Source organism: Ignavibacteriales bacterium (assembly GCA_016214905.1).
GTDB lineage: Bacteria > Bacteroidota > Ignavibacteria > UBA10030 > SZUA-254 > PNNN01.
This window is the reverse complement of record JACRMQ010000006.1, coordinates 62,711-87,136: the sequence shown is the minus strand read 5'-3', so window position 1 is coordinate 87,136 and position 24,426 is coordinate 62,711. Positions and strand designations below refer to the sequence as shown.

Genomic DNA, 24,426 nt, shown 5'->3' with positions numbered 1-24,426 from the left:
ATTATAAAGAACCTCCTGAGTGATATCTGCTCGGGAGGTTTTTTTATTATGGTTGTAAATGTTGACTCACCCGCCAATGTTATGATTTTTTCTCCTTCTGGAAAAGGTTCTCTCGGTACGCGACATAGAAGTTGTAGAGTAAAGTCTTTCTGAACCGTACGAAGGAAAAAATGATCGATACAGTATCAGTCCTTTTATTTCGGTTTCCACAATCATCGTGCTGTTAATTAGCCGATACCAAATTCCGCTTTGCGATTCCATTTTAAGATCGTTTAACTCAAGAAATGGAATCGCCTTAAATGTTGCCTGCTCTCCTCCGCCACCATTTATGATTGCGGAAGTTCTCTTTTGAGCTAAAGGCTCATCCGCCTCTGGCGGAGTTACTTTTGCTGAAGGCATCACTTTGTGACTCTTCAAAGAGAAAGTAAAAGTATACATCTTTCATATTCCATAACTATTCAAACAGTATGAGAGGTTGTGAACTAATAGGTTCTAAAGTTCCCTAACCCGATCAAGTGTGTAATGCTGAACATCAACTTTTGTTTAAGTTTAACTTTGTTTGGGAGTCAAAGTATTTTTAGGCAAATGCTTATTTCCGTTTGATTAATTTATCACTCTCGAAATTTTCGTTATACTCTATTTTATTATTCCGTTTAAAACGTTTCCACGAACCATGTTTCTTCCCGTCTTTGAAGTTAGCGATCTGCCATAGCTGACCTGTTTCGCGGTAAAATATCCACTCCCCTTCCATCTTTTTATTTGTATATATACCAACAGCCTTCACTATCCCGTTTTTGTAAAAGTAAGTTAACTTTTTCCCCTTAAGTTCATATAATTTTTGTCCGTTTGCGTATTTCTTTTTTGAGAGCATATTTGTTGAGCTATAGAGTTAATAGAATACTTTTCTTTTATCTCAGGAATTACATTTGTGATTTTGACTTTATAAAGTATTAGACGCAACAAAAATACTGTTGCGAAGCGAGCTCTTAAAAACAAATTTTATGTGTGAAGTAATTATTCATTTTTGTTGGTGTTTGGAACTGTGTTGTCTGATCTATTAGTGAGAAATCGCTCAATTTCATAGTAAAGAATTTGAGGTTTTTCCAAACCCACGAGGTGACCGCACTCAGGAATACTTATGAATCTAGAATTTTGAAAAACTGATATATATTCTAACGCTAATGGCATTCCAACCAGTCATCACAAATGACCACCAACCTGTACCATGGGAGCGGAAATCTTTGAGTACCTCTTTCTTATGGACGAAAGCTTTCACCGAGGATGCAGAAAAGAGTGAGTCTGCTAGCTCATCCATCTCTGTATCACCAGAATAGGAATACGCCTCCCGAATGTCCAACTTCATTAACTCCAAGAGTTTTGAATATCGTTTAAATCTATTCTCACCGAATCGGCGATGAATTTTGTCTAAATCGTCAGCAAGGACATCAGATAGGGATATCATAGTATCCGGCTTATCGGTTAAATCACAATAATCAATGTTTTTTGGTGAGATAAAAATTGCTTTGGTCACGTTTGCGGGATATCTTGAGATGTAATGCGATGCAAGTGTTGCCCCCCATGAGCCACCAATTAGGATGCACGGTTTATTACCTATAATTACTCGAATGCATTCTAAATCCTTAACATGCCGATCCACAGTATAGTTCGTCGGATCATTCAGTCTTGATGACAAACCTCCTCCAATTTGATCGTAGAGATATACATTGAATCCCAAATCCGATAATTTCCTATATCGAGCTCTACGATCCTCGTCAGCAGAAGAAGATACATGGTATCCTCCCGGTCCACCATGAAGAAATATTAGTGGTGTAGCTGTATCAGAATTGTTAGCCAAGAATTCAGCATAGGCTATATGGGAACCGGTTGGCAAGTCCCAGTATTTTGTTATTGAGGAGGAATCATTATCCCTATCGGAGCCATACAAATTTATGATAGAAATGAAGGTTAATATTATTAGTTTAATTTGCATAAAAGATAATGTGAGTTGGAACAATGTGGCAATTAACGCCTCACAAAATAATGAAATATTATTGTGAACTTATGATTCTAATTTCCATAAATAAAAATGTTGCACTTCTATGAATAAGATTCCTTGCGTCTTATTGCAACGTGTTATCCATTGTGTGTAAATTATAAAACATTCGTCAAAATGTCAAATGTAACCATCATGTAGCCGCAATCCTTCGGAGTAACTCCTCAAGACAATGTTTCCTTCCGGCGATTACGCGAGACGATTGCATATCATGCCAATCAGCGCGGACATTTACATTTAGACACCCGATGAATGTCCGCGACTACAACAATGCTTGCTTATTGGTCAACCTTGATTCGGGAGTCGGAACTCCCTCCCAGTCGTGTGTATAAAAAAAGCCCGCTCAGTTATTCACAGAGCGGGCTATAATTACGTGGAATTTATTCTACTTCAACAAAAGCGCTTTCATGCTGCATCTGGTTAATAATTTCCCTCCATCATCAACAGCGGTGAGTTGATAATAATAAATACCGCTTGGTTGTTGTGCCGCTTCGAAAGATACTTCATAATTCCCTGCCGCTTGCTGCTGATTGACAAGAGATTTCACTTCCTGCCCAAGCTGGTTGAAAACTTTCAGCGTGACATAACTGCTAACAGGGATATGATATTTAATACTGGTTGCAGGATTGAACGGATTGGGATAATTCTGATCAAGTGCAAAAGTCTTCGGCAATACTCCACCGATTTCTTTCACTCCAACTGTACCTATGGCATCCCAAACAAACTCATCGAAGTAAACGGGAGTTGATTCTTCGGGATTTAAATTGAACTGCGTAAGGTACACATATGCCATAGAGAGCATATTGCCCCACTGGCCATTGAAGCACACATCACCGCGAATAATCAATTTCAATGAATCAGGATCGGTGAATTGGAAAAGTATATGTTGTCCTGTGCTGTCTTGTGAGGTGCAAAGATCGGTGAAGATACCGTTTTGAGATTTCACCAATCTCCACTGCCTGTAACCGGCCGGGCTTTTTTCCCAAATCAACTGCAAAGAATTTTCAAAGTTTTGCGGGTGCTGCCAGTTCCACGATACATCTGTGAGAATAATTTTAATGGTATTATTGGAATTCATCATACTAGTCGGATCGGCGAAAATCCTGAATTCACGGTTACTGAGACTGAACGGCTTCATCGAAATTACACCCAAGCCCGAGAGAACATCGTTGCTGTTGCACTCGACTTTCAATCTATCGTTCTCTAAAGTAACCGTTGAATTCATTCCCCATGGATTACCGTAATTATATGTGTTCCACATCGGACCGAGGTAACCACCATTCCCGGTAAAATGATCTTCATAAGATGTGAGCGCACCTATCAGATTAAAGTTAGCAACCGCTCCGGCTGTTAATCCCCAATAATTTGTATCAGGATACATACCGGACGGAAAAGGATAATTGCCGCCCCAATCTGTTAAATTCACACCGTATTGTTCCATAGCAACAGAGCTATGAATGTGCAAAGTATAATCGCCATTCACATCGGTCAATCCCATTGTGGATGATTCAAGGGGACCACACCATCCGTTCACCATATATTGGCGCGTTGCAGTACCGCCGTTTTCAGTTACCTTACCGGTAATTGTAGCATTAGTTGAATAGCATGTAAAATTTGAGACTGAATTATCAACTATGGAATCGTTATCTGCGATTGAATAATAATGCGAATTGGGTTGCATATAGTTTGGGAGAACACTCTCCCATTCAACACCAACATTATCGCTGCCCGGCGCTACCATAATTTTATACATACCCGTTGAATCGGTCATGGCACTGCTATTTCTGCCCGCCCAAACTCGAATATTGGGAAGTGGATTTGACAATTCATCTCTCACATAGCCGCGAATATAGGATGAAAGAACCTTTAAAGTGAAATCGTGAACAGTGTTGCCTGTGAATATCATCATCGTATCGAACGAACTGTAACGGCCTGCCCAATCTTGAAGATGAATACCATGTGTACCAGCTTCGATAGGGACAGAAAAATATCCTGTTAAATCAGAGACATCGCCGAGCATATTCATTGAAGAATCTTGCACAAATACCATTGCCCCGCCAATCGGATCACCGACTGAAGTGTAAACATGGCCGCTTAATGTATAAGTCAAAGGTGTGTTTTGAAAATGAAGAACACCAACGGCAGACGTGGCACCTTCGGTTCCAACAGCAACAACATCCATCTGAGGTGTTTCTCCCGTTTCAAGATAAACAACAATTATACCTGCGTTCGGGTTTAGATCAACATCTTTACCCGTACCCCCATTATCGATAAGGTTCGCATCTCCAATCGACAAGTCAAACGTATCCAGAATGCCATTTTGATTGAGGTCAAGATTAAATGTAAGATATACCGTTCCCAACAAAGAAACATCGACCTGAAGAAATAATGAATCCCCATTATTGAGTGTTGCCGGTGATGTAAATGGACCATTGACTGAATTAGAAAATTTTACAAAAGTAATATTTCCTGTTCCTGTGGTAACCTTCGCTTTATCGTGCTTTAAAGTCGGGAATATCTTCCCAAAACTTCCCGCTTCAGTAACCGTGAAGATCAGGCAAAATAACAATATGATAGCAAAAAATCTCATTGATAAATCCTTTCAATTTAGTGATATGAATAATAGATTATTAATTTGACAATTTCAACCTTCATTGTGTTTTAACACACGCAAAAAATTTTCTCCCAATATTTTTTTAATGTCGGATTCTGAATATCCTCGTCGAACTAACTCTTCCGTAATTTTGGGGTAGCAAGTAACATCTTCCATCCCGAGAGGTGCAACCTGAATTCCGTCATAATCGGATCCGAGACCAACATAATCAACTCCGACTAACTTTGCAATATAATCGATATGATCCACCAATTTCTTAACAGATGGAAGAATTTCCGAATATTCTTTTTCCAAAAGCTGTAACACTGTTTTGTCTTTCAGTTTAATATCAGCTTTTTGTTGTGTGCGGAATTCTTCAACTCTACGTTTATTATTTTTAAGCATTAATTTTTCATTAGCCGCGAAACCGCTGTCGATGAAAAATGGCGCGAAGTTTACACAAATCACTCCACCATTTTTCGCAATAGCACGGATCTGCTCGTTTTTTAAATTGCGCCCGTTTGGACAAATGGAATAGACTGATGAATGGGAAGCAATAATCGGTTTCGTTGTTAAGTCAATAACATCCCAAAATGTTTTCTCACCGGCATGCGATATATCGATTATCATACCAATTTCATTCATATGTTTGACGATTTGCGTACCTAGTTTGGAAAGTCCTTTTTTCTTTCGCTTCCCACCTACTTTATTTTCATCTCTGGCTGATGTTGCCCAAGTGGTAGAATTATTCCATGTCAATGTCATATACCGCACGCCGCGTTTATAAAAATGATCGAGTTTAGTGATATCATCTTGAATAGCATGACCGCCTTCGATACCGAGCATCACTACAAATTCACCCACTGAAACCTGATTCCTGATTTCATTTACCGATCTACCCAAGACAACTCTGCCTTCATTCTTTCTGACGAAATTATCTATGGAATCTATTTGACGGTTAGCAATGGAATAATATTCTTTTTTCGGCTTACCGGGGGATACAAAAATTGAGAATATCTGAGCATCTACGCCCCCCTCCAAAAAACGCGGCAGGTCTGAATGACCGGCATTGGTTTTAACTGAGATATCTTCTCCGTCCATAACCCTACCAACAACATCGTTATGGGTGTCGATAACGATGGAATTAAAATGAATATTTCTATAATCGGTTTGAATTTGAAAACCGATCATAGATATGATGAAAGTAAATAATATTAATCCGAGGAAATATTTCATTACTTAAAATATTGGTTTACAAAAATAAAAGACTCCGATTATTCCAATGAAGAAATTCTCGGAGTCTTTCAACTAGTCAGAAAAACGGCGTTACGCTGGTGCGTTTCCGCCTTCGGCTTCTTTCGCTTTTTGCTTGATATCCTGAATTTCTTTACGGACATCTTGCGCTTTGCGGCGAAGTTCGTTCATTTCTTTTCGAACGCGTGTTCCGGCTGATTTGTTTCCTTTTTCGTAGAACTTAATAAAGTCTTTCTCGAAACTGTTTAACAAATCTTTCAGTTCTGTGAATCGGCTCATAATACCCTCCATGGTAATGGTATAGTTAGTGATTTAGTTATTTATTCTTTCGTTTCTTTACTTTTACATATTCTTTGTACAAACTGCTAAGCAATGCTTCGCGGTGGTCGTATAATCGTTTCGGTTTTCTTGGTTTAACTGTTCCAAGCGCATACGAAGTGAGAATCGGTAGCGCGATTGTTGTATCCACATAAGCCACCACGGCATCGGGAAGCGTATTCGGGTCTATCTTACCCCACGATACTGCCTCGGATGGCGTGGCACCTGATAAACCGCCTGTATCGGGACGCGCATCTGTAATCTGGAGAAAATAATCGTGACCAGCTTCGTCAATTCCAAGCACTTCTTGTATTTGTGGTTCAGTTTGAAGCATAAAATTCTTTGGAGATCCGCCGCCAAGTATGAAAACACCGCTTTTACCGCCTTTTCGTTTGGCGTTGAGAACAATTGCCGCAGTTTCATTTACATCCAACAAAACATCTAATTTTATTTTATATCCATCCAATGAGGTTTCTGCTATATTCATCCCAATCGAGCTATCGCCCGGTGATGATGTGTAAATTGGAACACCGTATTTATATGCAGATGCGAGGATGCTTGTATTTTTGATTTTTAAGATCTTCTCACGCTCTGCCACATATTTTCCAAGACGATTATGAAGTTCAGCTGTCCCCATTTCTTTCTGGAATTCTTTTAATCGTAATAATTTTCTAAAAAATGCATCTGTCGATAATAAAACATCGTAATCGAACAAAATATCGTAGATGCGTATTACTTTTGCCGCGCGGAGTACGCGGTCATCTATGAATGGTGTACCGCGGTGGAGTGAACATCCTATTGAAAAATGAGTGTCATGATACAAATTAGCTCCGGTTGTTACTATCCAATCAACAAATCCGGCTTCGATAACAGGAACAACGCACGAACCACCTAAACCCGCAGGAGTTAAAGCTCCGGTTAAGCTCATTCCGATTGTTACATTCTCTTTAAGCATCTTTTCTTTTAGAAGTTGGCTCGCCTCGCGCAATCGTCCTGCATTGTATGCTTGAAAATATTCTTCAACAAGCTGTTTTACAGAAATATTTTTCGGAATCGGCTTTGTAACGATTTGCTTACCGCTAAGAAAGTTATTTGCACGCTTCTTCATAACGGCTAAAATATACAAATTTTCATAAGAAAAATGCAAGGAAAATCTTCAAAAAAACAAAGATTTTCAAGGGTTTTCAAATAATGGCGAAAATGATTAAAATTCGAAGGATTTTTTCTACCCGCACAACACACTTCCACCGTTTACATTCAAAATTTCGCCTACAATGTTATCGGCAAGACTTGATGAGAGAAATAGAACAGGTCCTGCAATTTCATCAGGTAATCCAATTTTTCCGCGCGGTATTGAGCGTAAAATCTCTTTTTTGATTTTTAGATTTTGATATTCTGGCATTACCATATCGGTTTTTATCCAACCGGGAGCCACACAATTAACCCAAATTCCTTTTTTTATTAATTCAGCAGCAATTGATTTGGTAAATGCAATCACTCCACCTTTGGATGCGGCATAATGAGAATAAAACGCTTCTCCGCGTTGACCAGCAGTGCTTGCAATATTTATTATCTTGCCATATTCTTGTTTTTTCATAAACGAAGCAACAACATTGCACATATTGAATGTACCTGTAAGATTGATATCAATAGTTTTTCGCCATTGTTTGGCAGTCATTCTTCCAATTTCACCATATTCCCAGATACCGGCGTTATTCACCAAAATATCGATACGTCTAAATTTTTTAACTACAGCATCTATACAAAATTTACATTGATCATAATCTTCCACGTTTCCACGAAGTGCTAATCCAGTTCTATTTAATTTCTTTATCATATTTACAACGGCATTCGCCGATTTTGTATTGTTACGATATAATATTGCAACGTCGGCTCCGGCTTTCGCCAGCATAACAGCGATTGCAGCACCAATTCCACGTGAACCGCCGGTAACAAGTGCTACCCTATTTGAGAGATCTATCATATTATCCTTTTCAATTAGTTCTAAATTTGACTGCGATTAATGTATGAGAAATGATGAAATAATTCAAATATATATAGTCGTATGTTGCAATCATTGATGAAAAATCTTAACTTTACAAAGAAGGAGAATGAAAATGAACGATTCTAAAACAGCCGAAATGAAACCCGAGATAACCGTAGAGCGAATATACGAGGTATTACGAAGATGCAACGATCCTGAAATTCCCGTTAACATTGTTGATCTTGGACTTATTTACCAGATAAAAATAAAAGGCGATTGGGTTGGAATTACAATGACGCTAACAACTCCCGGCTGTGGAATGGGTGGTTATATTGCAAATGATGTGAAAGAGAAATTGCTTTCCATTCCGGGCATTCACGAAGCGGAAGTAAAAATAATTTGGGAACCTCAGTGGAATAAATCGATGATGACAGAAGAGGCGAGGAAGAGATTGGGTTTTCAATAAATAGAAAGACTGTTAATTGAATTATCTTTTACAAAATAATAAGATTCGGATAAAATTGAAAATTGGGATAATCAGCATATTTCTTCTGTGTGGAATTGAATTTTTTATTAATGGATGTTCACAAAAAGATGCAACTATTACAAAAGAACAAGCATATGAAATATGTGTAAAAGAATTAAGAACACATAAAAAAGATCCTGATGAGTGGATCATTGAAATTGATAATAATCCGATCACACTTGATTCCGCGAAGGGTTTGTATCGCCCAAACGATCCTAGTTGGGATAAAGGGTATTGGGGTTTAATAAAAAGCTTTAGAGATAAGATTTTTTGGATAGGTAAATGCAGAACTAAAACAATGGGATTGGATGGTGGTGTTTGTATATATATTGACTCCCAAACAGGTAAAGTTCTATGTATTGATTGGGTATGTTAGGATTTATTATATATTTTTCTTTATACTGAGAAAGGGGGCGGATTTGGATTTATTATATTATTAATCATATATGTTGTTAATTGAATAACCAAGAGAATCTATAATAGCAACATCGGGATATACTATACATTAAACCTGAAAAAAATAATATCTCCATCCTCAACATCATAATCGTGACCGTGAACTGCGAAGTGTCCTTTCTCTCTTGCGGCGTGTTCTGAGCCGAACTTAAGTAAATCTCCATATTTTAAAACTTCTGCACGTATAAAACCACGCTCAAAATCGGTGTGTATTTTTCCGGCGGCTTGCGGGGCTTTTGTCCCTTTTGTAATAGTCCATGCGCGCAGCTCTTTTTCGTTGTGTGTGAAAAAGGTAATTAGATTTAAGAGTGCATACCCCTGGTGTATTACTTTATCCAATCCCGATTCAGGAACACCAAGATCTTTCAAGAATTCTTCTCTCTCCGAATATTCCATTGAGGCAATTTCGGCTTCCATCTCGGCATCAATTAAAATAGCAGTCGCGTTTTCACTTTTAGCCACCTCACGAACCGGATTCAAGTAGTCACCCTTACCAGTCAATCCATCTTCATCAACGTTTGCCACAAACATAACCGGCTTAACCGAAAGTAAATGGAGATTGGCAAAATATTCCTTTTCATTTTCAGAAACATTGAACGAACGAGCCGGTTTACCTTCTCCCAGATATATTTTCAATCTTGTATAAAAATCAACCTCATTTTTTATTTTCTTATCACCGCTCTTTGCTTTCTTTTCGGTCTCGTGTTGTTTTTTCTCTACGGTGTCCAGGTCTTTTAAAAGTAATTCGGTTTCGATTATTTCAATATCGCGTTTTGAATTAAGATCACTCTCAACATGGCTGACATCATCATTCTTAAAACAACGGACAACATGAACAATCGCATCAACCTCGCGTATGTGAGAAAGAAATTGATTCCCAAGTCCCTCCCCTTTGTTTGCGTTCTTTACAAGTCCGGCAATATCAACAAATTCAATCGTGGTTGGGATTACTTTGGGTGGTTTGAATATTTTCGCAAGATCATCGAGGCGCTTATCAGGAACAGCAACAACCCCTACTTGTGGTTCAATAGTTGTGAATGGATAATTGGCAACCCGCGCTCCTGCGGCTGTAATTGCGTTGAAGAGAGTAGACTTGCCGACATTCGGCAGTCCAACGATTCCACATTTGAATCCCATAATAACACATTCTGTATGAATTAAGAAGAATAATTCACCAGAATGTAAAGAAAATCAGATTGAAATAAAAAAGGAACTGGTTAATGAATTGCCGAGAGCGGCAGTGTATTTTTAAGAGATAGAATTTTAGCGGTTTGCGATTTTTTATCGCTCAACTGCCTGCGGATATTCCTTAAATCTTGCATCTGAAGATCTAACTTCTCAACATTTGAAACAAGAATTTTCAAAAATGTTTCCCTTTTATCATTCGCGACATCAGGGTTATCGAGATGGTACATTGCAAGACGTATCACGCTAATCGGGTTATTCATGTCGTGCATGAAAGTCGCGAGCGATTCATTTATGCTCCTCAGGCGGTTGTTTAAAACATCATACTCTTTTGCTTTCTTTTTCAAGACTGCGTGTTCAACCGTGCTTGTGAATGTCCATTGGAAAAGCGGCGTTTCAATCTCCGATATATTTAGTGTATCATCCACACCGGCAATGCGGTATTTTCTTTGAACCCGTGCTTCGCTTTGATTGGTAAGCAAAAATATCGGTATTACGGTATTATATGATCTGAACAATTTAGTCAATTCAATAATCCGCGATGGCCTGACTTTTTCTCCGAACAGGATAACATCGATCTGATCGGCAACATCTTTAAATGTTTCTTCGGTATCTTTCACGATCGACGTAGTTACCGAAAAACGAATGGTCTCTATCTGCGCTAATTTTTTTCGGATATTATCGGCTCGCGCGATAGTATTTTCTACTAAAAAAATTCGGAGGATTCTCATGTTATTATTTAAAATAAACGGAGTTAATGGTTATAGAGATACAGCAAGTTTTTTTCGAATCGGGGTGGAGTTTAAAAGTTTTCGTAAGCCCTCGCGCATATCGCTTATGCTCTTACCTTTTTCCCAGACTTCTTCGGCAATTGAACCGGCAAGTTTTTGCCTTGAATCGGAATCAAGATACCCCGAGAGTACAATAATTTTTGGTGTATGATCTCGCTTACGGGCTTTTAACAAATCAAGAACTTGAAAACCATCGATTTTCGGCATTCGCAAATCAAGAAGTACAATATGTGGTTTCCTCTCACCGATTAGAAGTAGCGCTTCATAACCATCATCTGTTAAAATAACATTCGCATCCGGAAATTCTGAACAAATTATTTCCTTCAACAGAAGTGAGAAACCCTGATCATCATCGACTACGAGGAAAGTTGTTTGACGCTCATCCACAAAATTAAAAGGAACATTAATTCCCGCCTTGGTAATAAATTCTTTCAAATCGCCGGGCCAAACACGGTAATGACCACCATAAGTTGTGAACGCTTTCAGTGCATCGCGGTATATCCAGTTTAAGACAGTCTTCTTGCTTACCTGACATATTTTGGCAACTAATCCAACATTCATTGGTTTACGATGAACCGTTGACAATTTAATACCGTTTGTACTTTGTCTGTACTCAACCATGATTATACCTGGATATTGTGGGGGAAAATTTACTTGGTGTAATATACAGGTAGAATGAGGATGAACGAGTGATTACTATCACCGTTCTATGTAGGTGTGATTTGAATCAGAAATGAAAGATGCGTTATTTAAAGATTTTTGATCACTCTGACGACTTTCCAGAGAAATGTTACATCACGTTTTCGGACAGAAATCGGTTCAAAACTTGTGTTGATAGGAATAAGATGGACAAAATCATCATCGATCTTAATTTTTTTTAGAACATCTTCATCATTCACGCGGATTACGCAGATATCTCCACTCCGAACTTCTTGCTGAGGACTTACAACAACGATGTCTCCATCTTCAATCATAGGAAACATGCTCTTTCCTTTTACGATAAGCGCAAAAGCCCGAGGATCTTTGATGTTATCGACGGTTATATATTTCTCAACATATTCTGGATGAAAAATTGCCGCGGTTTTTCCTGCAGGAACAGTCGATAACACAGGAAGATCGACCATTGTTACTTTTCTCAGTAGTGCTTCCTGATTAAACGGAATAACCTTTCCTTTTGGTTGAGGAGGATAATACATCTCTCCATCACCTGTGAGGAGCCACTCTGGACGAACATTAGTATGTTTTGCTAATTTAATGAGATAGTTGCTATCGGGGACCTGCAATCCCCCTTCCCATCTTTGTACGGTCCTTGAAGCAACATCGACCTTTTTTGCGAGAGTTATTTGATCGTATCCTTTGTTTTCACGAGCCAAGCGGATACGTTCTGCTATGTTTATTTTCATATTTAGTCCTTTCACGCCATTAATGTCTTGATTATGTGGCTATTAGACATTTATGTCACAAAATGAATATAAAACAATTTATTGAAGGAGTCAAGTAGAGATAATTAACTAAGATGGAAGGAATTCTATTATTTGATTGCTTCCGCAATCTCTGTTTCTGGTTCCCCGGTGGGAATTATGCGAATGTAATACTCTCCGGAAGATGATTGTTCCGCTATCAAGCCGATATCGCGGTCTGTGATTTCATATTCGTTCACGAGCCGGGCAATCTCATCAACGAGATAAGTAGTCATCTGAATACCAAGAAACGATTTTTTACCATTAGAGAATGAACTATTAACTAATGGAATCAAAAACCGAGGCAGATGTAACCCCTCGGTCACGCTTCCTTCAGATAAATCAAACGTTGGTATAGAAGGGGCAAACCATCCGGTAATAACGCCTTCCCATTTATACGGGGCGAGTTCGGTTTGAGAGACAAATGTATTTTCAAAAACAGGTTCCAGCGGAATACGATGTACCTGAATAGGTTCTTCCCGACTTTCTTCATCCGTGTCGTACGATGAAGTATCTTGCACTTGATCCTTCAATCGAATAATAGATGATGCTTGTCTCGGTGATTCGATAATTTTTGAAACCATTTTATTTTGACTCGATCGAGTGAGAGCCCTCAGAAAATCGCGTTGTGAAGAATCGAGTATAGTTACAGACGAACCGTTTTTCTTACCGAAAACATTCCGCCATTGTCCCATCCTACCAGTGAGGGTATCGGTTATTTTTTTCTTCGGATCAAATGAAACAATCCTGTATGTATCAGACGGACTTTGCGGGAAAAATAATTTCCTTGAAGAATCAAGTTTTATGATCCGGGGTGAAACGAGCCCAAAACCCTTATTAACCTGCTGAGATATTTTCCTCCCTGTGAGGTCCAGAGCTCTCTCCAATGCGGCAACAAGCTTCGGATATTCCCACATCTTCAATCTTATCTTTTTCGAAATCTCCAAATATAACCAGTGCCCGAATCCCATGCTGTCGTTTGAAAATGTTCCTTGCGTATTCCATCCACCGGCAAGTCGCGCATAGCCGGAATCGTACATGGCAAGTCCGCACCAGTACCCTGCGGCTCGCATCGTATCGCGGAATGCCAAACTTAATTGAGATATTCCCCATTGTTGATCGGATGTAGAGCCATTACTAACTATAACATCGGTAGAATTAATCGGTTGCGGAAATACGGTTTCATCGTAACTATGAATCGAGAGTGTAACATAAGTTAGATTTGATAGTGTTTCGTGCCATCGCTCAAAAACTGTCTGTCTCATCCGTCCCATATCTGCATTTAAATTACCGGCTAAAGCTTTCCGGCTTGTACCGCCGATGAGCATCCACTCACAGTTCAGACGTCGAAATAATTCTCCACCGATTATAAGTGCTTGAGGATCATCGAACGGGTGATTGATTTCAATATGTAATCTTCTTTTATGGCCGTGATTATAAATGTACGTCCCCCATCCGTATTGGATTGGATATTTTTCTCGAATTATGTCATAAACATTTTCGGTGACTGCATCTTTAAATTGGACTAATTCATAATTGTAATTAGTCAATAAATCACGGCAGCTATCTAATAAATTCATCCGGATTGAATGGATGATCTTACTCCAGTGCATTAAATCATCTTCTTTGGGTTGAAGATAAATTCCGGAGTTTACACCGGGAAGTTTTACCAAAGTTTCCTCAAGATACCCACGAAAATTATCGGGTTGAGATCTCTGACTAACAACGATGGTTGGGATCAACAAAATAGAGATCATCCCGAACAATAGGAAATATTTAATGGTAATATTCACAATTTTTGGCTTATTGAAATAAAACAAGGGAGAGAAAATCTATATACAACGTACAGTAAAATAATGAGAAGCTGAAGCAAAGTCAAGCACATATATCACAAACTAAGTAAATCCAGAAACGTCTTGCATTATCGACATTAATGATCGATTTTTTAGACAAAAACCAAATGAAATTCCAATATTTTAAGAATATTCACCAAAAATCAGATGGCATAGACATTGTAATATTTAATTTAGAAAATGAATTTCAGTATAAAAGGAAAGGAAAACGCGATGAAAAAAATAATTTTGATATTCGGACTCCTGATTGCAGTATCGAACCTTACTGAATCTAAGCATCGATTTGATTTATCTGTAAATATTGGAGTATTTTACAATCCTCTTGCTCGATACGGTGAATGGATAGAATCGGATTGGGGTTATGCGTGGCGACCAATGCACATGCGACATAGCTGGCGTCCTTACATCGAAGGCAGATGGATTTGGACAGATTATGGCTGGTACTGGGTATCGCACGAACCGTTTGGATGGGCAACATATCATTATGGCAGATGGAATTACGACGATTATTATGGATGGATATGGGTTCCGGACAATGAATGGGGACCTGCATGGGTTGACTGGAGATATGATGACGACTATATAGGTTGGGCACCTCTGCCACCGATCGCGACATTCAGCATAAGTGTAGGTATAACATTTTCTCGACATTGGGTTACACCGATGCATTACTGGAATTTTATTCCATTTAGACATTTTACATCCGAGAGAGTCACCGAATATATTCAACCGATAGATCGGGTGCGCAGGATATATAATGGTACGCATGAAGGATACAGAATCCGGGGTGAAGATAATAGAATAATAAATCGTGGAATAGATTTGAGCACGATTGAACAGCGAACCAATTCACGCGTACGAAGAACCGAGATAGTTGATCGCGATAATGCCCGTGGTGAAAGATTAGTCCGTAACGGCAACACAGAACGGATAGAGGCGTATAGACCCCGCGTTAGTGAACAGAGAGATGATAACAGATTGTCTAAAAAGCAACTAGATAGATTATCACCGAGAGAATATCAAAGAGAATCGGAAGGTAAACGAGCCGCGGAACGAAAAGAAGAAAGATATCAGATTCAAAAACGAGATATTGAACGTCCTGAGCGCGGAATAGAGAAGAATAGAAGTTCTGCGCCACGAGATTCACGAATTCAGGGATTTGAGCGAAGAGAAGTACCGGATCGTCAGGTTCGCGAGAGCCAGAGAGAACAAAATAGACCACCGCACTACGAGCGGCCATCTGAAAAGAGGATGCAGGAAGCACCACGGATCGATCGGCAACCACCTCAAATTCGAGAACCTCGTCAACCACAGATGAGAGAGCGACCACAGTCTGAACCACGCAGGGATAATTCAAGGCCTACAGACAGAAATCGAAGAAGGCCATAATATTGTTGGTGGATTAGTAAAGGCGACTGCAACTCGGTCGCCTTTTTAATTTACAGATAACAAACTCCGGATAAACAGATCAACATAAACAAAACAGCAGCCGATTTTGGTTGCTGTTTTGTTTCAAAAACATCTGAAAATGAGCGCTATTCGGAAAGCAATATTTCGATTTGCTGAGTCAATTCCTCTTCCATGCTTGGTCCGTCAAATCCAACACTTTTGAAAGCGATATTGCCAGATTTGTCGATTAAAAATTTCGTCGGTATTCCCTCTACATCATAATCACTTATAACTTTATATTGATCATCCGTTTTTTCATCCAATAAAACCGGGAATGTATATTTATTTTCTTCAATGAATTTTTTCGCATTCAGCAATTGATCTGAATAATCTTTCTGCCGTTCCCAACTGTTTACGGCTAAAAATTTTACACTTTCATTGTTTAGATATTTTTCGTAAACCTTTTGCAAATACGGGAAAGACATCTTACAAGGACCACACCATGTTGCCCAAAAATCGACTATCACTACTTTACCTTTCAGCGCCGATAAGGTTGTAGATGATCCATTAAAATCTTTCAAAGTAAAATCAACAGCAGGGACACTGATGCGACTTGCCAGAATTTTCTTCCTCATCTCTTCAACTTTGATTTTGTTCGCCTCGGCAAGCATTTCTTCATATCTTTTCTTATCCTCAATATTAAGAGAATCGAAGTTTACGCCCGATTTTATAGAATATGAATATGCTGCCTTCAGATGATCCAGCATTGCCGGTGTTTCTTTCCCTTTCTTCACACAACTGAAACCTAATTCCATTACCTTTTCATATTTCTGATTTTTTAAAACAGCACCAATATAATTGGTATTCATCTCCGGATCCGAACCGTCGGATTGTTGATATGCTTCTTCAAACGCGGTCAACGCCTCATCATTTTTCCCCGCCTTCAGTAATCCTGTCCCGTATGTATCAAGTATCATCGCTAAAGTGTATTTGTTATTTTCGTTCCACTCCTTTACTCTCATAGATGAAGGTTTATCCGCTATTGTCTGGCCCCTCAGCAAATCTACTCCCTGCTTGGCAAACAAAATACCTTTATCCAATTGATCACCTTGTTCAATCAGGGGCCAAGCGATAGAGTTATAAATTGTGGGATTCGGTTTTTCAATCGTTGAAAGTAACTCACCTGCTTTTTCATAATTCTTTAATTGAAGATATGCGCGCACAAGATTTTGCTGATACGATTGTCTCACATTTTTTTCCATCTCGGGGAAATCATTCAACAGATTTTCCAGAAGTGTTACTCTTTTCTCTGTATCTTTTTCAGCTCTTAACTGTGCTGCTTCTTTTGCGAGCGCAATCTTTCCTTTCGGTCTTTTGGAGATTGCATCACCTCGTATCGCATCCGCTCTGACTATTTCGTTCATTCGTTCGTATATTCCGATGATCCCGGTAACGGCATCTTCATTGCCAATATTAGACTTGTATAATTTTTCCAATGCTTTTTTAATTTTTGTTTTTTTCTCATCGAATGAATTTTCTTTCAAATCGACATCAATAATTCCTAACGCTGCCTGCCAGGAACGAGGATAATATTTTTTCTCCAACTCAAATTCTTTACGAGCTTCCTTCAGATCAGCTTTTCTTTTAATTTCAAAATATCTACCCGTTAAATAAAAATTTCCAGCGGACAAATGGGAACCTTCTATTGGTTTGGCATCTTTAGTGTAAACTGTTATCATGTTCGGTTCTCCATTATTATCATCTTTCAGATCGCCCGAAACAAATCTATAAACTATAAATCGAGATTTTGGATCAGAGAGTTCTAAAGTGCAACTCCAGCCAGATGCGCTCTTCGTCATCGGAATTTCAAGCAACAACGGCTCAAGATCAGTTCGATCAATATATGCTTCACATATGACAAGTTCGGCTTTTTTAGATATGATATTCGAACCGATAAAATTAATATTTACCAAATCACCTACTTTTATTTTTTCCGACTTATTTTGTTGCTTTTCCTGTGCCTGAAGAAATAGTATCGCGAACGGTAATAGTATAAAAAAGATCTTCTTCATAAAATCTCCTGTTTTGGGGATAATGTTTAAAATGACTTCAGAAACTAAGAAATTATTCGGTGGGAATCAACATTTGTTGAAACGGAGATCGCGGAGAAATATCAATGACTGAAATATTTACTTTCCATTTAATATCTCTAACAATGCTTCTCGCGATTTGGAACCTCCGATACTGCCGAGAAAATAAATAGCTTGATTTTTAAAATCATTTTCTTCGTTCGATAAAGCGATATCCTTCAGAAAATCAACAGCTTCCTCTCCACCATTCTCCGCTATTCGATAGAAAACCATTTCACGCTGTTGTTTTCTGCCCGGTGGAATATTATTAAACAAATTTATTAAAACAGAAATCGACTTTTCCTTATTACTCAAAATATCTACGACCATGAATTGAATATCTTCAGATGTATCCCGTTTTGCCACATCGACGAAAACCGGAAGAACATCTATTTTCTTAAATGCAGATAGATTCATCAGAGCTGTTTCTCTTGCATCTAGCGGCTGGTTTAAATCGAGAACAACTTTTCTTAATTTTCTGAAATTATTTTCACTTTCTTTCATCTCATCAGTATCCACCACAACGTTTATCTCTCTCTGTTTTGTAAGAGGCTTTGGATCAACCCGATCTTGTATCTCTTGCAACCGGTTAATTCGTTTGGTGTGATACTGAAGAACCCGCTCCACCGATTTTAATTTCGAGGAAATATTATATGAATACGAATAACTATTCCCGTCACCGCGTATCGTTATTTTCCCCTTTCCAACTATTAAAGTCTCAGGTCCTTCTCCGATGACAATTTTATCGGTGTTGATTTTAATCTTCCGTATTCCCTCGCCTACCATCTCACCATCATTTTTTACGTAGACTTTTATATGACGATTATCCCATTTCGCTGAAGCATTGTTTTTATTTTTTAATCTTAATTCAGTAAGATCGGCTACCGCATCAGTATAATATCGACTGCCGCGATTTAGTTTGATAAAATTTTCATATGTCGACATTGCCTTTTTTTCATCGAGGTAACTCAAAGCATAAGCACTCCAATATTCGGCATCATCTTTGAGGAAAGATTGAGGAAAGTGACGCAATATTTTATCCATCTTTTCATAAGCACGCTGCCAATCTTCGTGTAAAATATCTGTATAAGCATTTTTATATAACGAATAAGCAGGATCATCCTGATCATTTTCCACGACAGCATTTTCATAATCATCCAACAGATTATAATCAACATCATAATTTGTCATTTGCGGATGGCATTCCGCTGATGATGTGATGATTGAAACTACCGAAAATAATACTGGAATTAAAAATAGAGTTTTCATGGAATTTTGTTCTTCGGGTGAATCTTTAAACGTGATTGCATCGCTTCACTGAATTCAAACTCTGCCATTCTAATTTTGAATAACAAATTGTCGCGATAAATTTTTTGGCGGATATTTTCAAACTCAGGATGGTTTGTCCGTGAACCGATTTCCGAAAAATTTACAAGCAGATTTTCCATATCTCCGATCAATTCCGCCGACCGGATATCTATCGGCTGCCGACGAAGATTTCTCGATTCGTTAATCAATTCCCTGGAAATATTTTGCTCGGTATTGAGATCAAGTGATTGCCCTTGATCCACTTCAAGGTTAGTTAATCCTACCAGCAATGTTTTCGATTTCCTGAAATAATCTCCAACACGTTTCTCCACCAAAATTGTGTCTTGATTTTCAGCAGAACTCCTATACGCCGGACTCTTTATCGTTCGTAATTCATTCGTGTACCATAATCCAACAACAAATATTAAAATCATCGCTGTGGAAAACGCGATAGTCGTTTTTTTATTTATGACAAAAAGAGAATATAGCTGATCGATAATATTTGAAACGATCAATTTATTCCGGCGAGTGTGAATTTTCCTCTCCACACTCATGGCGAAATTATTCCAATACTCTGCATTCCTTTCATCAGCGGGAGCGGTAACGGATTCAAATTTATCTATCACTTTTTTCACATCTTCAACTGAACGCTTACATACCTCGCACGACCGAAGATGATTTTCAACAATTTTTCTATCACTTTCCGGAAGTGCATTTTGAAGATAATCATACAATTGAATTTGTATTTTCTTATGCCTGATCATACCAGTTCATCTTTTAGAATTTCAACTTTTGTTCTCATTTTAAGAATGCCGCGATGCAGATGAGTTTTAACAGTACCTTCGGAACAGCGAAGTATTTCGCCAACCTGTTTGGTGGATAATCCATTAATATGCCTTAAAATTACAACGGCACGCTGAAGTGTTGGAAGTTCATGAAGCGCCTTCTCGATAATTGCTCTTGATTCCTCGGCATGCTGCACCTTGAGGAAATCGCCAGTTTGAACCGCACTATTTTCAACAATGCTCATGTTCGTTATGCTAATCTTTTTTTGTCGGACACGGTTGAGCGACAAATTGGTAACTATGCGATAAAGCCACGTGTTAAACGCAGAATCGCCTCGGAACGATTTGATTGCCTCGTACACTTTAACAAACGATTCCTGAGCAATATCTTCGGCATCATCATGATCACCGACAAATCCATAGGCAATGTTATAGGCATATTTCATATATCGTTCAACCAGGAGGCGAAACGCTTCATGGTCTCCTTCTCGCACCCGAAGGATTAACTGCTGCTCATCTGCAGCTTTCATGCATCGGGCTTCCTTTTCTTTTTGTACTGCTGATTAGACATATTTTTGGATAAAAGGTTGACAATTACATAACTTTGGTACGAAAAATGAAAGAATTTGTTTGGATATGAATCAAATCCCGGCCGTCTCCCCACTATCCCGCGTAGCCACAATCCTTCGGAACAACTCTTCAGAACATCGTCTCCTCCCGGCTTTAACCAGAGATGATTGCACCGTTTGGCTTACAACGTGAACATTTATTTTGACAACATTAAGTAGCCGCAACCTCCTCCCCGTTTTTTCCACGAGATGGTTGCGCTGTTATGCAAATAACGTGAACATTTAACCTAAGACATCCTAAATAAGTTTACGACTATGTAATGAATGCGATGATTACGTTGCTTAATAAAATTTTGTAGGTTGAAGTAACCCAAATAAAGTATTATATTAAAAACAAACTAAATGATTGGTAGAATAATTTGATTCAAAATTTGCGTGATAGATGATCATGAAGAGACTACTTACATTTATGGTTTTCATATTGTACAAATTTCATGAAAACCTAAAAAATTCAAAAGATATAGAATATGAATCTGCCATTTTTACGGCATTAATATTGATCTGGTTAAATATTATTTTTATTTTGATAATATTCGATGCACATGAAATATTAAAAGTATTTGATGGAAGTAATGCAACAATGTTTGTTAAATTCGGATTATATTACATTATTCCCGGATATATCATTTTAAAGTTACTAGTTAAGAAAAAAGATATTATGGAGTTTAAGATAAGTGATAGTGCGTTTGAAAAAGGTAAAGTATTTATGTTCATATATCTAATTTTAACCATTATTGCTTTCTTAATTGGCATTTTTTTACGAACAAAACAAATACAATAATTTTCAAATATAGAATTTGTAAGGAATGAAAAAATATTTTATTAAATGAGAACTTCATAGGGGAATAAGGTCAACACAAACATTGATTCTCAAGGAAGTACAAGAACCGTGAGAGACTCAAATGGTGCAGTTAGCTCCACTTATGATTACGATGCATACGGCACATTGCAGCGTGGTTCGATAGGCGTAAACATGGCTTACAGGTTTACAGGACAGGAATTTGCCTGTCCCGCAATTCTTTTTTGCGGGAATTTTGATGTTAACCTTTACAACTTCAGAGCGAGAAATTATGATAGCGACCTCGGGATTTTTTATGCAACAGGTCCGGCAAGAGAGAATTTTGCGCCAGGAATGTTTATTTCAAAAACTCCACCAATAGCTAATCTTGGCAAGAATCACATTATCCATCGGTAAACTGAACACATCATGGAAATCTCTCCCTACAGATTGTTCATATAAACCATCGTATCCCTGCCGACCTTGTGTCCAAACCAAGAAGAATGTACTCCCTGGTAAATACTCCCATCTGAAAACTATATTGGCATTAAAAACTTTCATGAAATATTCAGGTGAATATTGTTGATCAATTGGAAGTAACGGAAGTTGATCGGGGGCGATTAAAGTTTTTAAATTTACATATTTCCATTTCGCGAGCATTATCTGATTGAAAAACTGGAAGCTTACATTCGGCGTAAATGTCACTGTGCCTTTCAAAGATAAATCAAAATAATCAACATCCCGATCTCCGAACAAATTATATCCGCCGGAATAAGCGCCAACCACCCAAGCCTCTTCTCTATCAGTTTTCATGAAAGTGAAGCCGGGAACAAATTCTATCCAACTTAGCGGGCGAATCGTAGCTTCAACTACAGATTGTAGCGTTTGCGAACCGTTATTGTATTTCATAAACCCGCAGTTCAGCGTGGCGCTGATCGGTTTACGTGAATCGGTTTGCAATATCCCGAATATTTTATTGCCGGGAGGTTTTTTATATAATCCGATTATCCCGCGGTTCTCGTCTTCGTACGACGGCATCTCATGATAATAATCAAGACTCAATCGCCAGAAATTTCTGAACTCAAATACAGGTTCAATCTCAAACTCTTTAACTGTGTTGATGCCATTCCAGTTCCACCTGTAATTAGATTGCACAGTAAGCACATAGCGCCATAATGGCGTTTCCGCTCTATCATTTTTATATGATAATTGGAAATAACCCCCATGTTCTCTCGGCTTGGAATAAAAACCGAGATCATTGATGTTAAAATTTTTTGTGGCGAAATCGTATCCGGTGAATGCGAACCAGTTTTCACCTCGCAATTTTCCGACAGCTATTTTTCCGGCTGACCCAGACAAATTTTTATCGGTATAGAATTTTGATTCTGATCCGGCGAGATAACCGTCGATACCGTAAACCCCATCACCGAAATTAATATTCCAATCAATTCCTCCGGTGTACGATGGAGATTGGTTTTCTTTCAATGAACTTGTTGCCATCAAACCGAAAGATCCGGATGAGGCACAATCCCACAAATTCTTCCAAAGTCTTATAGCGTTATAACTCGCTCTCGGTTCAACCATGATTGACGGGAATTTTTTATCATCCAAATTTTCGAGAACGGCTTCTTCACGGTCTGTCACGGCAGTCAGCGCGCCAATTACCAGACCATCATCAGTCCTGCCCGAAAACTTAGCTGCGCCTAAAATTGTTGTTACCTCCGGCTTGTCAGCATAAGTACTGTTGTATCCGGGGTATAAAGTATCTGCACCGAATATATATTTATTAATATATTGAGACGGGTATTTCCCGATGCGGCGCGAATAAAGCAACGGTAACGGCTTGTTATCGAAACCATTTCCAAATGAAAATATTTGAGATCCCTCAAGGAAGAAAGGGCGTTTTTCCGGATATTCCGTTTCGAAGACTGTCAGGTTTAATACTTTTTTATCAACTTCCACCTGACCGAAATCGGGATTTATGGCGACATCGAGAGTGAAATTGTTCGTTATTCCATATTTCAGATCGACGCCAAAGTTTAGATCATAATCTTTGCGCAATGAAAATGGAGATGGCTGATTCAAAAAACTTCCTTTGGAAACATGATACGGAAGAACTTCAATATGAAGCGGAGGATGAATGTTTGCGATACCTGATAGATTGCCCATTTTTGATACAGATGATATGGTACCTTGCGGAACTTCTGCCCGGGGAATCATCACCCATTCATCTGTTTCTTTCTTCCGGGCGATGTAACGACGGAAATTTACACCCCAAACATATTCTGTATCCTGATTCGAAAATCGAAGAGCGCTGTAAGGAATTTTAAATTCCGCCGTCCAGCCATGATCGAAAATATTCGACGCGAAATCCCATACAGCATCCCACTGAACATCGTACACCAAACCATCGTGAGACAATACACCGTCCGATTTCACTCCCGATACAGATCCGCTGAACAAGAATGCGGTATTATGATCATAATACGAATCGAGCATCACCGAAAATCTATCTGCCTGCACGCTCCGGTCACGGCGCGTCAATTGGTGAACTATCAAATCAGGTTCTGAATCGAAACAAAACACACCTACATACAGCGCGTCGTCATCGTACAAGACGCGAACAGATGTTTCTTCGGTGGCTATAGCTCCTTCATCAGGGTCGAATTGCACAAATCCCGAAACCTGCACAGCCGCAGACCATGATTGTTCTGCCAGCAAACCATCGATCGAAATTGATTCAGTAGTGTGAGATGCTACGATATTCTTTGTTGAAGTTCCTGCAAAGATTATATTTTGAAATATCAATGCAAGTAAAATCCATTTTTTTATATTTTTGACTCCGCTGATATCCGTGCCCTAAATTATTGCCATTTTGAACATACAAGAAAGTATATTTAAAAGCAAGATTATTTTTCGTTTTCTCGTAAGATTT

The 24,426-nt window shown here is 38.6% G+C and carries 23 protein-coding genes; 5 read left to right on the top strand and 18 right to left on the bottom strand.

The window, feature by feature from the left end:
* Positions 1-66: 66 nt before the first annotated feature.
* From HZB59_04210 to HZB59_04175, 8 genes are all read right to left on the bottom strand, one after another.
* Positions 67-399: a hypothetical protein gene (locus HZB59_04210; GenBank protein ID MBI5020617.1), complete on the bottom strand. Its 333-nt coding sequence runs from the start codon at positions 397-399 to the stop codon at positions 67-69.
* 190 nt (positions 400-589) lie between these two features.
* Entirely contained in the window at positions 590-871 is a 282-nt protein-coding gene (locus HZB59_04205) for a hypothetical protein (protein MBI5020616.1), read from the bottom strand.
* A 273-nt stretch (positions 872-1,144) separates the two neighbouring features.
* The gene (locus HZB59_04200) at positions 1,145-1,990 is read right to left on the bottom strand and encodes an alpha/beta fold hydrolase (protein MBI5020615.1); all 846 of its coding nucleotides are present in this window, start codon (positions 1,988-1,990) and stop codon (positions 1,145-1,147) included.
* A gap of 448 nt (positions 1,991-2,438) precedes the next feature.
* Positions 2,439-3,962, bottom strand: a complete 1,524-nt coding sequence (locus HZB59_04195) for a T9SS type A sorting domain-containing protein (protein MBI5020614.1) — start codon at positions 3,960-3,962, stop codon at positions 2,439-2,441.
* 735 nt (positions 3,963-4,697) lie between these two features.
* Positions 4,698-5,882: a membrane dipeptidase gene (locus HZB59_04190; GenBank protein ID MBI5020613.1), complete on the bottom strand. Its 1,185-nt coding sequence runs from the start codon at positions 5,880-5,882 to the stop codon at positions 4,698-4,700.
* Positions 5,883-5,972: 90 nt separating this feature from the next.
* Positions 5,973-6,179, bottom strand: coding sequence for a histone H1 (locus HZB59_04185; GenBank protein MBI5020612.1), 207 nt, complete (start codon positions 6,177-6,179; stop codon positions 5,973-5,975).
* A gap of 37 nt (positions 6,180-6,216) precedes the next feature.
* Positions 6,217-7,326, bottom strand: coding sequence for a deoxyhypusine synthase (locus HZB59_04180; protein MBI5020611.1), 1,110 nt, complete (start codon positions 7,324-7,326; stop codon positions 6,217-6,219).
* Positions 7,327-7,443: 117 nt separating this feature from the next.
* Positions 7,444-8,202, bottom strand: a complete 759-nt coding sequence (locus HZB59_04175) for a 3-oxoacyl-ACP reductase FabG (protein MBI5020610.1) — start codon at positions 8,200-8,202, stop codon at positions 7,444-7,446.
* 157 nt (positions 8,203-8,359) lie between these two features.
* Here HZB59_04175 and HZB59_04170 point away from each other — a divergent pair, with 157 nt between their 5' ends.
* Positions 8,360-8,668, top strand: coding sequence for a DUF59 domain-containing protein (locus HZB59_04170; GenBank protein MBI5020609.1), 309 nt, complete (start codon positions 8,360-8,362; stop codon positions 8,666-8,668).
* Positions 8,669-8,684: 16 nt separating this feature from the next.
* Positions 8,685-9,104 (top strand): hypothetical protein, encoded by a 420-nt coding sequence (locus HZB59_04165; protein MBI5020608.1) that lies wholly within the window; start codon positions 8,685-8,687, stop codon positions 9,102-9,104.
* 122 nt (positions 9,105-9,226) lie between these two features.
* Here the strand turns inward: HZB59_04165 and ychF are convergent, their stop codons facing one another.
* The 5 genes from ychF to HZB59_04140 all read right to left on the bottom strand — a co-directional run bounded on the left by ychF (position 9,227) and on the right by HZB59_04140 (position 14,413).
* A complete protein-coding gene (gene ychF / locus HZB59_04160; GenBank protein ID MBI5020607.1) occupies positions 9,227-10,321 on the bottom strand; it encodes a redox-regulated ATPase YchF in 1,095 nt (364 codons plus the stop codon).
* 80 nt (positions 10,322-10,401) lie between these two features.
* Positions 10,402-11,100, bottom strand: a complete 699-nt coding sequence (locus HZB59_04155; protein MBI5020606.1) for a hypothetical protein — start codon at positions 11,098-11,100, stop codon at positions 10,402-10,404.
* Between the two features lie 30 nt (positions 11,101-11,130).
* Positions 11,131-11,781 (bottom strand): response regulator, encoded by a 651-nt coding sequence (locus HZB59_04150; protein MBI5020605.1) that lies wholly within the window; start codon positions 11,779-11,781, stop codon positions 11,131-11,133.
* Positions 11,782-11,909: 128 nt separating this feature from the next.
* The gene (locus HZB59_04145) at positions 11,910-12,563 is read right to left on the bottom strand and encodes a helix-turn-helix domain-containing protein (GenBank protein ID MBI5020604.1); all 654 of its coding nucleotides are present in this window, start codon (positions 12,561-12,563) and stop codon (positions 11,910-11,912) included.
* Positions 12,564-12,691: 128 nt separating this feature from the next.
* Entirely contained in the window at positions 12,692-14,413 is a 1,722-nt protein-coding gene (locus HZB59_04140; protein MBI5020603.1) for a hypothetical protein, read from the bottom strand.
* A gap of 273 nt (positions 14,414-14,686) precedes the next feature.
* On the opposite strand from HZB59_04140, the gene HZB59_04135 reads away from it, so the two are divergent.
* Positions 14,687-15,862: a hypothetical protein gene (locus tag HZB59_04135; protein ID MBI5020602.1), complete on the top strand. Its 1,176-nt coding sequence runs from the start codon at positions 14,687-14,689 to the stop codon at positions 15,860-15,862.
* A 146-nt stretch (positions 15,863-16,008) separates the two neighbouring features.
* On the opposite strand, the gene HZB59_04130 is transcribed toward HZB59_04135, so the two are convergent.
* The 4 genes from HZB59_04130 to HZB59_04115 form a co-directional block, all read right to left on the bottom strand.
* Entirely contained in the window at positions 16,009-17,934 is a 1,926-nt protein-coding gene (locus HZB59_04130; GenBank protein MBI5020601.1) for a redoxin domain-containing protein, read from the bottom strand.
* A gap of 117 nt (positions 17,935-18,051) precedes the next feature.
* On the bottom strand, positions 18,052-19,260 hold the full coding sequence (locus tag HZB59_04125) for a hypothetical protein (GenBank protein MBI5020600.1): 1,209 nt from the start codon (positions 19,258-19,260) through the stop codon (positions 18,052-18,054).
* Positions 19,257-20,063 carry a zf-HC2 domain-containing protein gene (locus HZB59_04120; protein MBI5020599.1) on the bottom strand — a complete coding sequence of 269 codons (807 nt, stop codon included), beginning with the start codon at positions 20,061-20,063 and terminating at the stop codon, positions 19,257-19,259. The genes HZB59_04125 and HZB59_04120 overlap by 4 nt, the downstream gene beginning before the upstream one ends.
* Positions 20,060-20,614, bottom strand: coding sequence for an RNA polymerase sigma factor (locus HZB59_04115; protein MBI5020598.1), 555 nt, complete (start codon positions 20,612-20,614; stop codon positions 20,060-20,062). The genes HZB59_04120 and HZB59_04115 overlap by 4 nt, the downstream gene beginning before the upstream one ends.
* Before the next feature lie 487 nt (positions 20,615-21,101).
* Here HZB59_04115 and HZB59_04110 point away from each other — a divergent pair, with 487 nt between their 5' ends.
* Together HZB59_04110 and HZB59_04105 are read left to right on the top strand one after the other, a co-directional pair.
* The gene (locus HZB59_04110) at positions 21,102-21,494 is read left to right on the top strand and encodes a hypothetical protein (GenBank protein ID MBI5020597.1); all 393 of its coding nucleotides are present in this window, start codon (positions 21,102-21,104) and stop codon (positions 21,492-21,494) included.
* A gap of 108 nt (positions 21,495-21,602) precedes the next feature.
* Entirely contained in the window at positions 21,603-21,908 is a 306-nt protein-coding gene (locus HZB59_04105) for a hypothetical protein (GenBank protein MBI5020596.1), read from the top strand.
* Here HZB59_04105 and HZB59_04100 read toward each other — a convergent pair.
* A complete protein-coding gene (locus tag HZB59_04100) occupies positions 21,855-24,299 on the bottom strand; it encodes a carbohydrate binding family 9 domain-containing protein (protein ID MBI5020595.1) in 2,445 nt (814 codons plus the stop codon). The genes HZB59_04105 and HZB59_04100 overlap by 54 nt on opposite strands.
* Between the last annotated feature and the right edge of the window lie 127 nt (positions 24,300-24,426).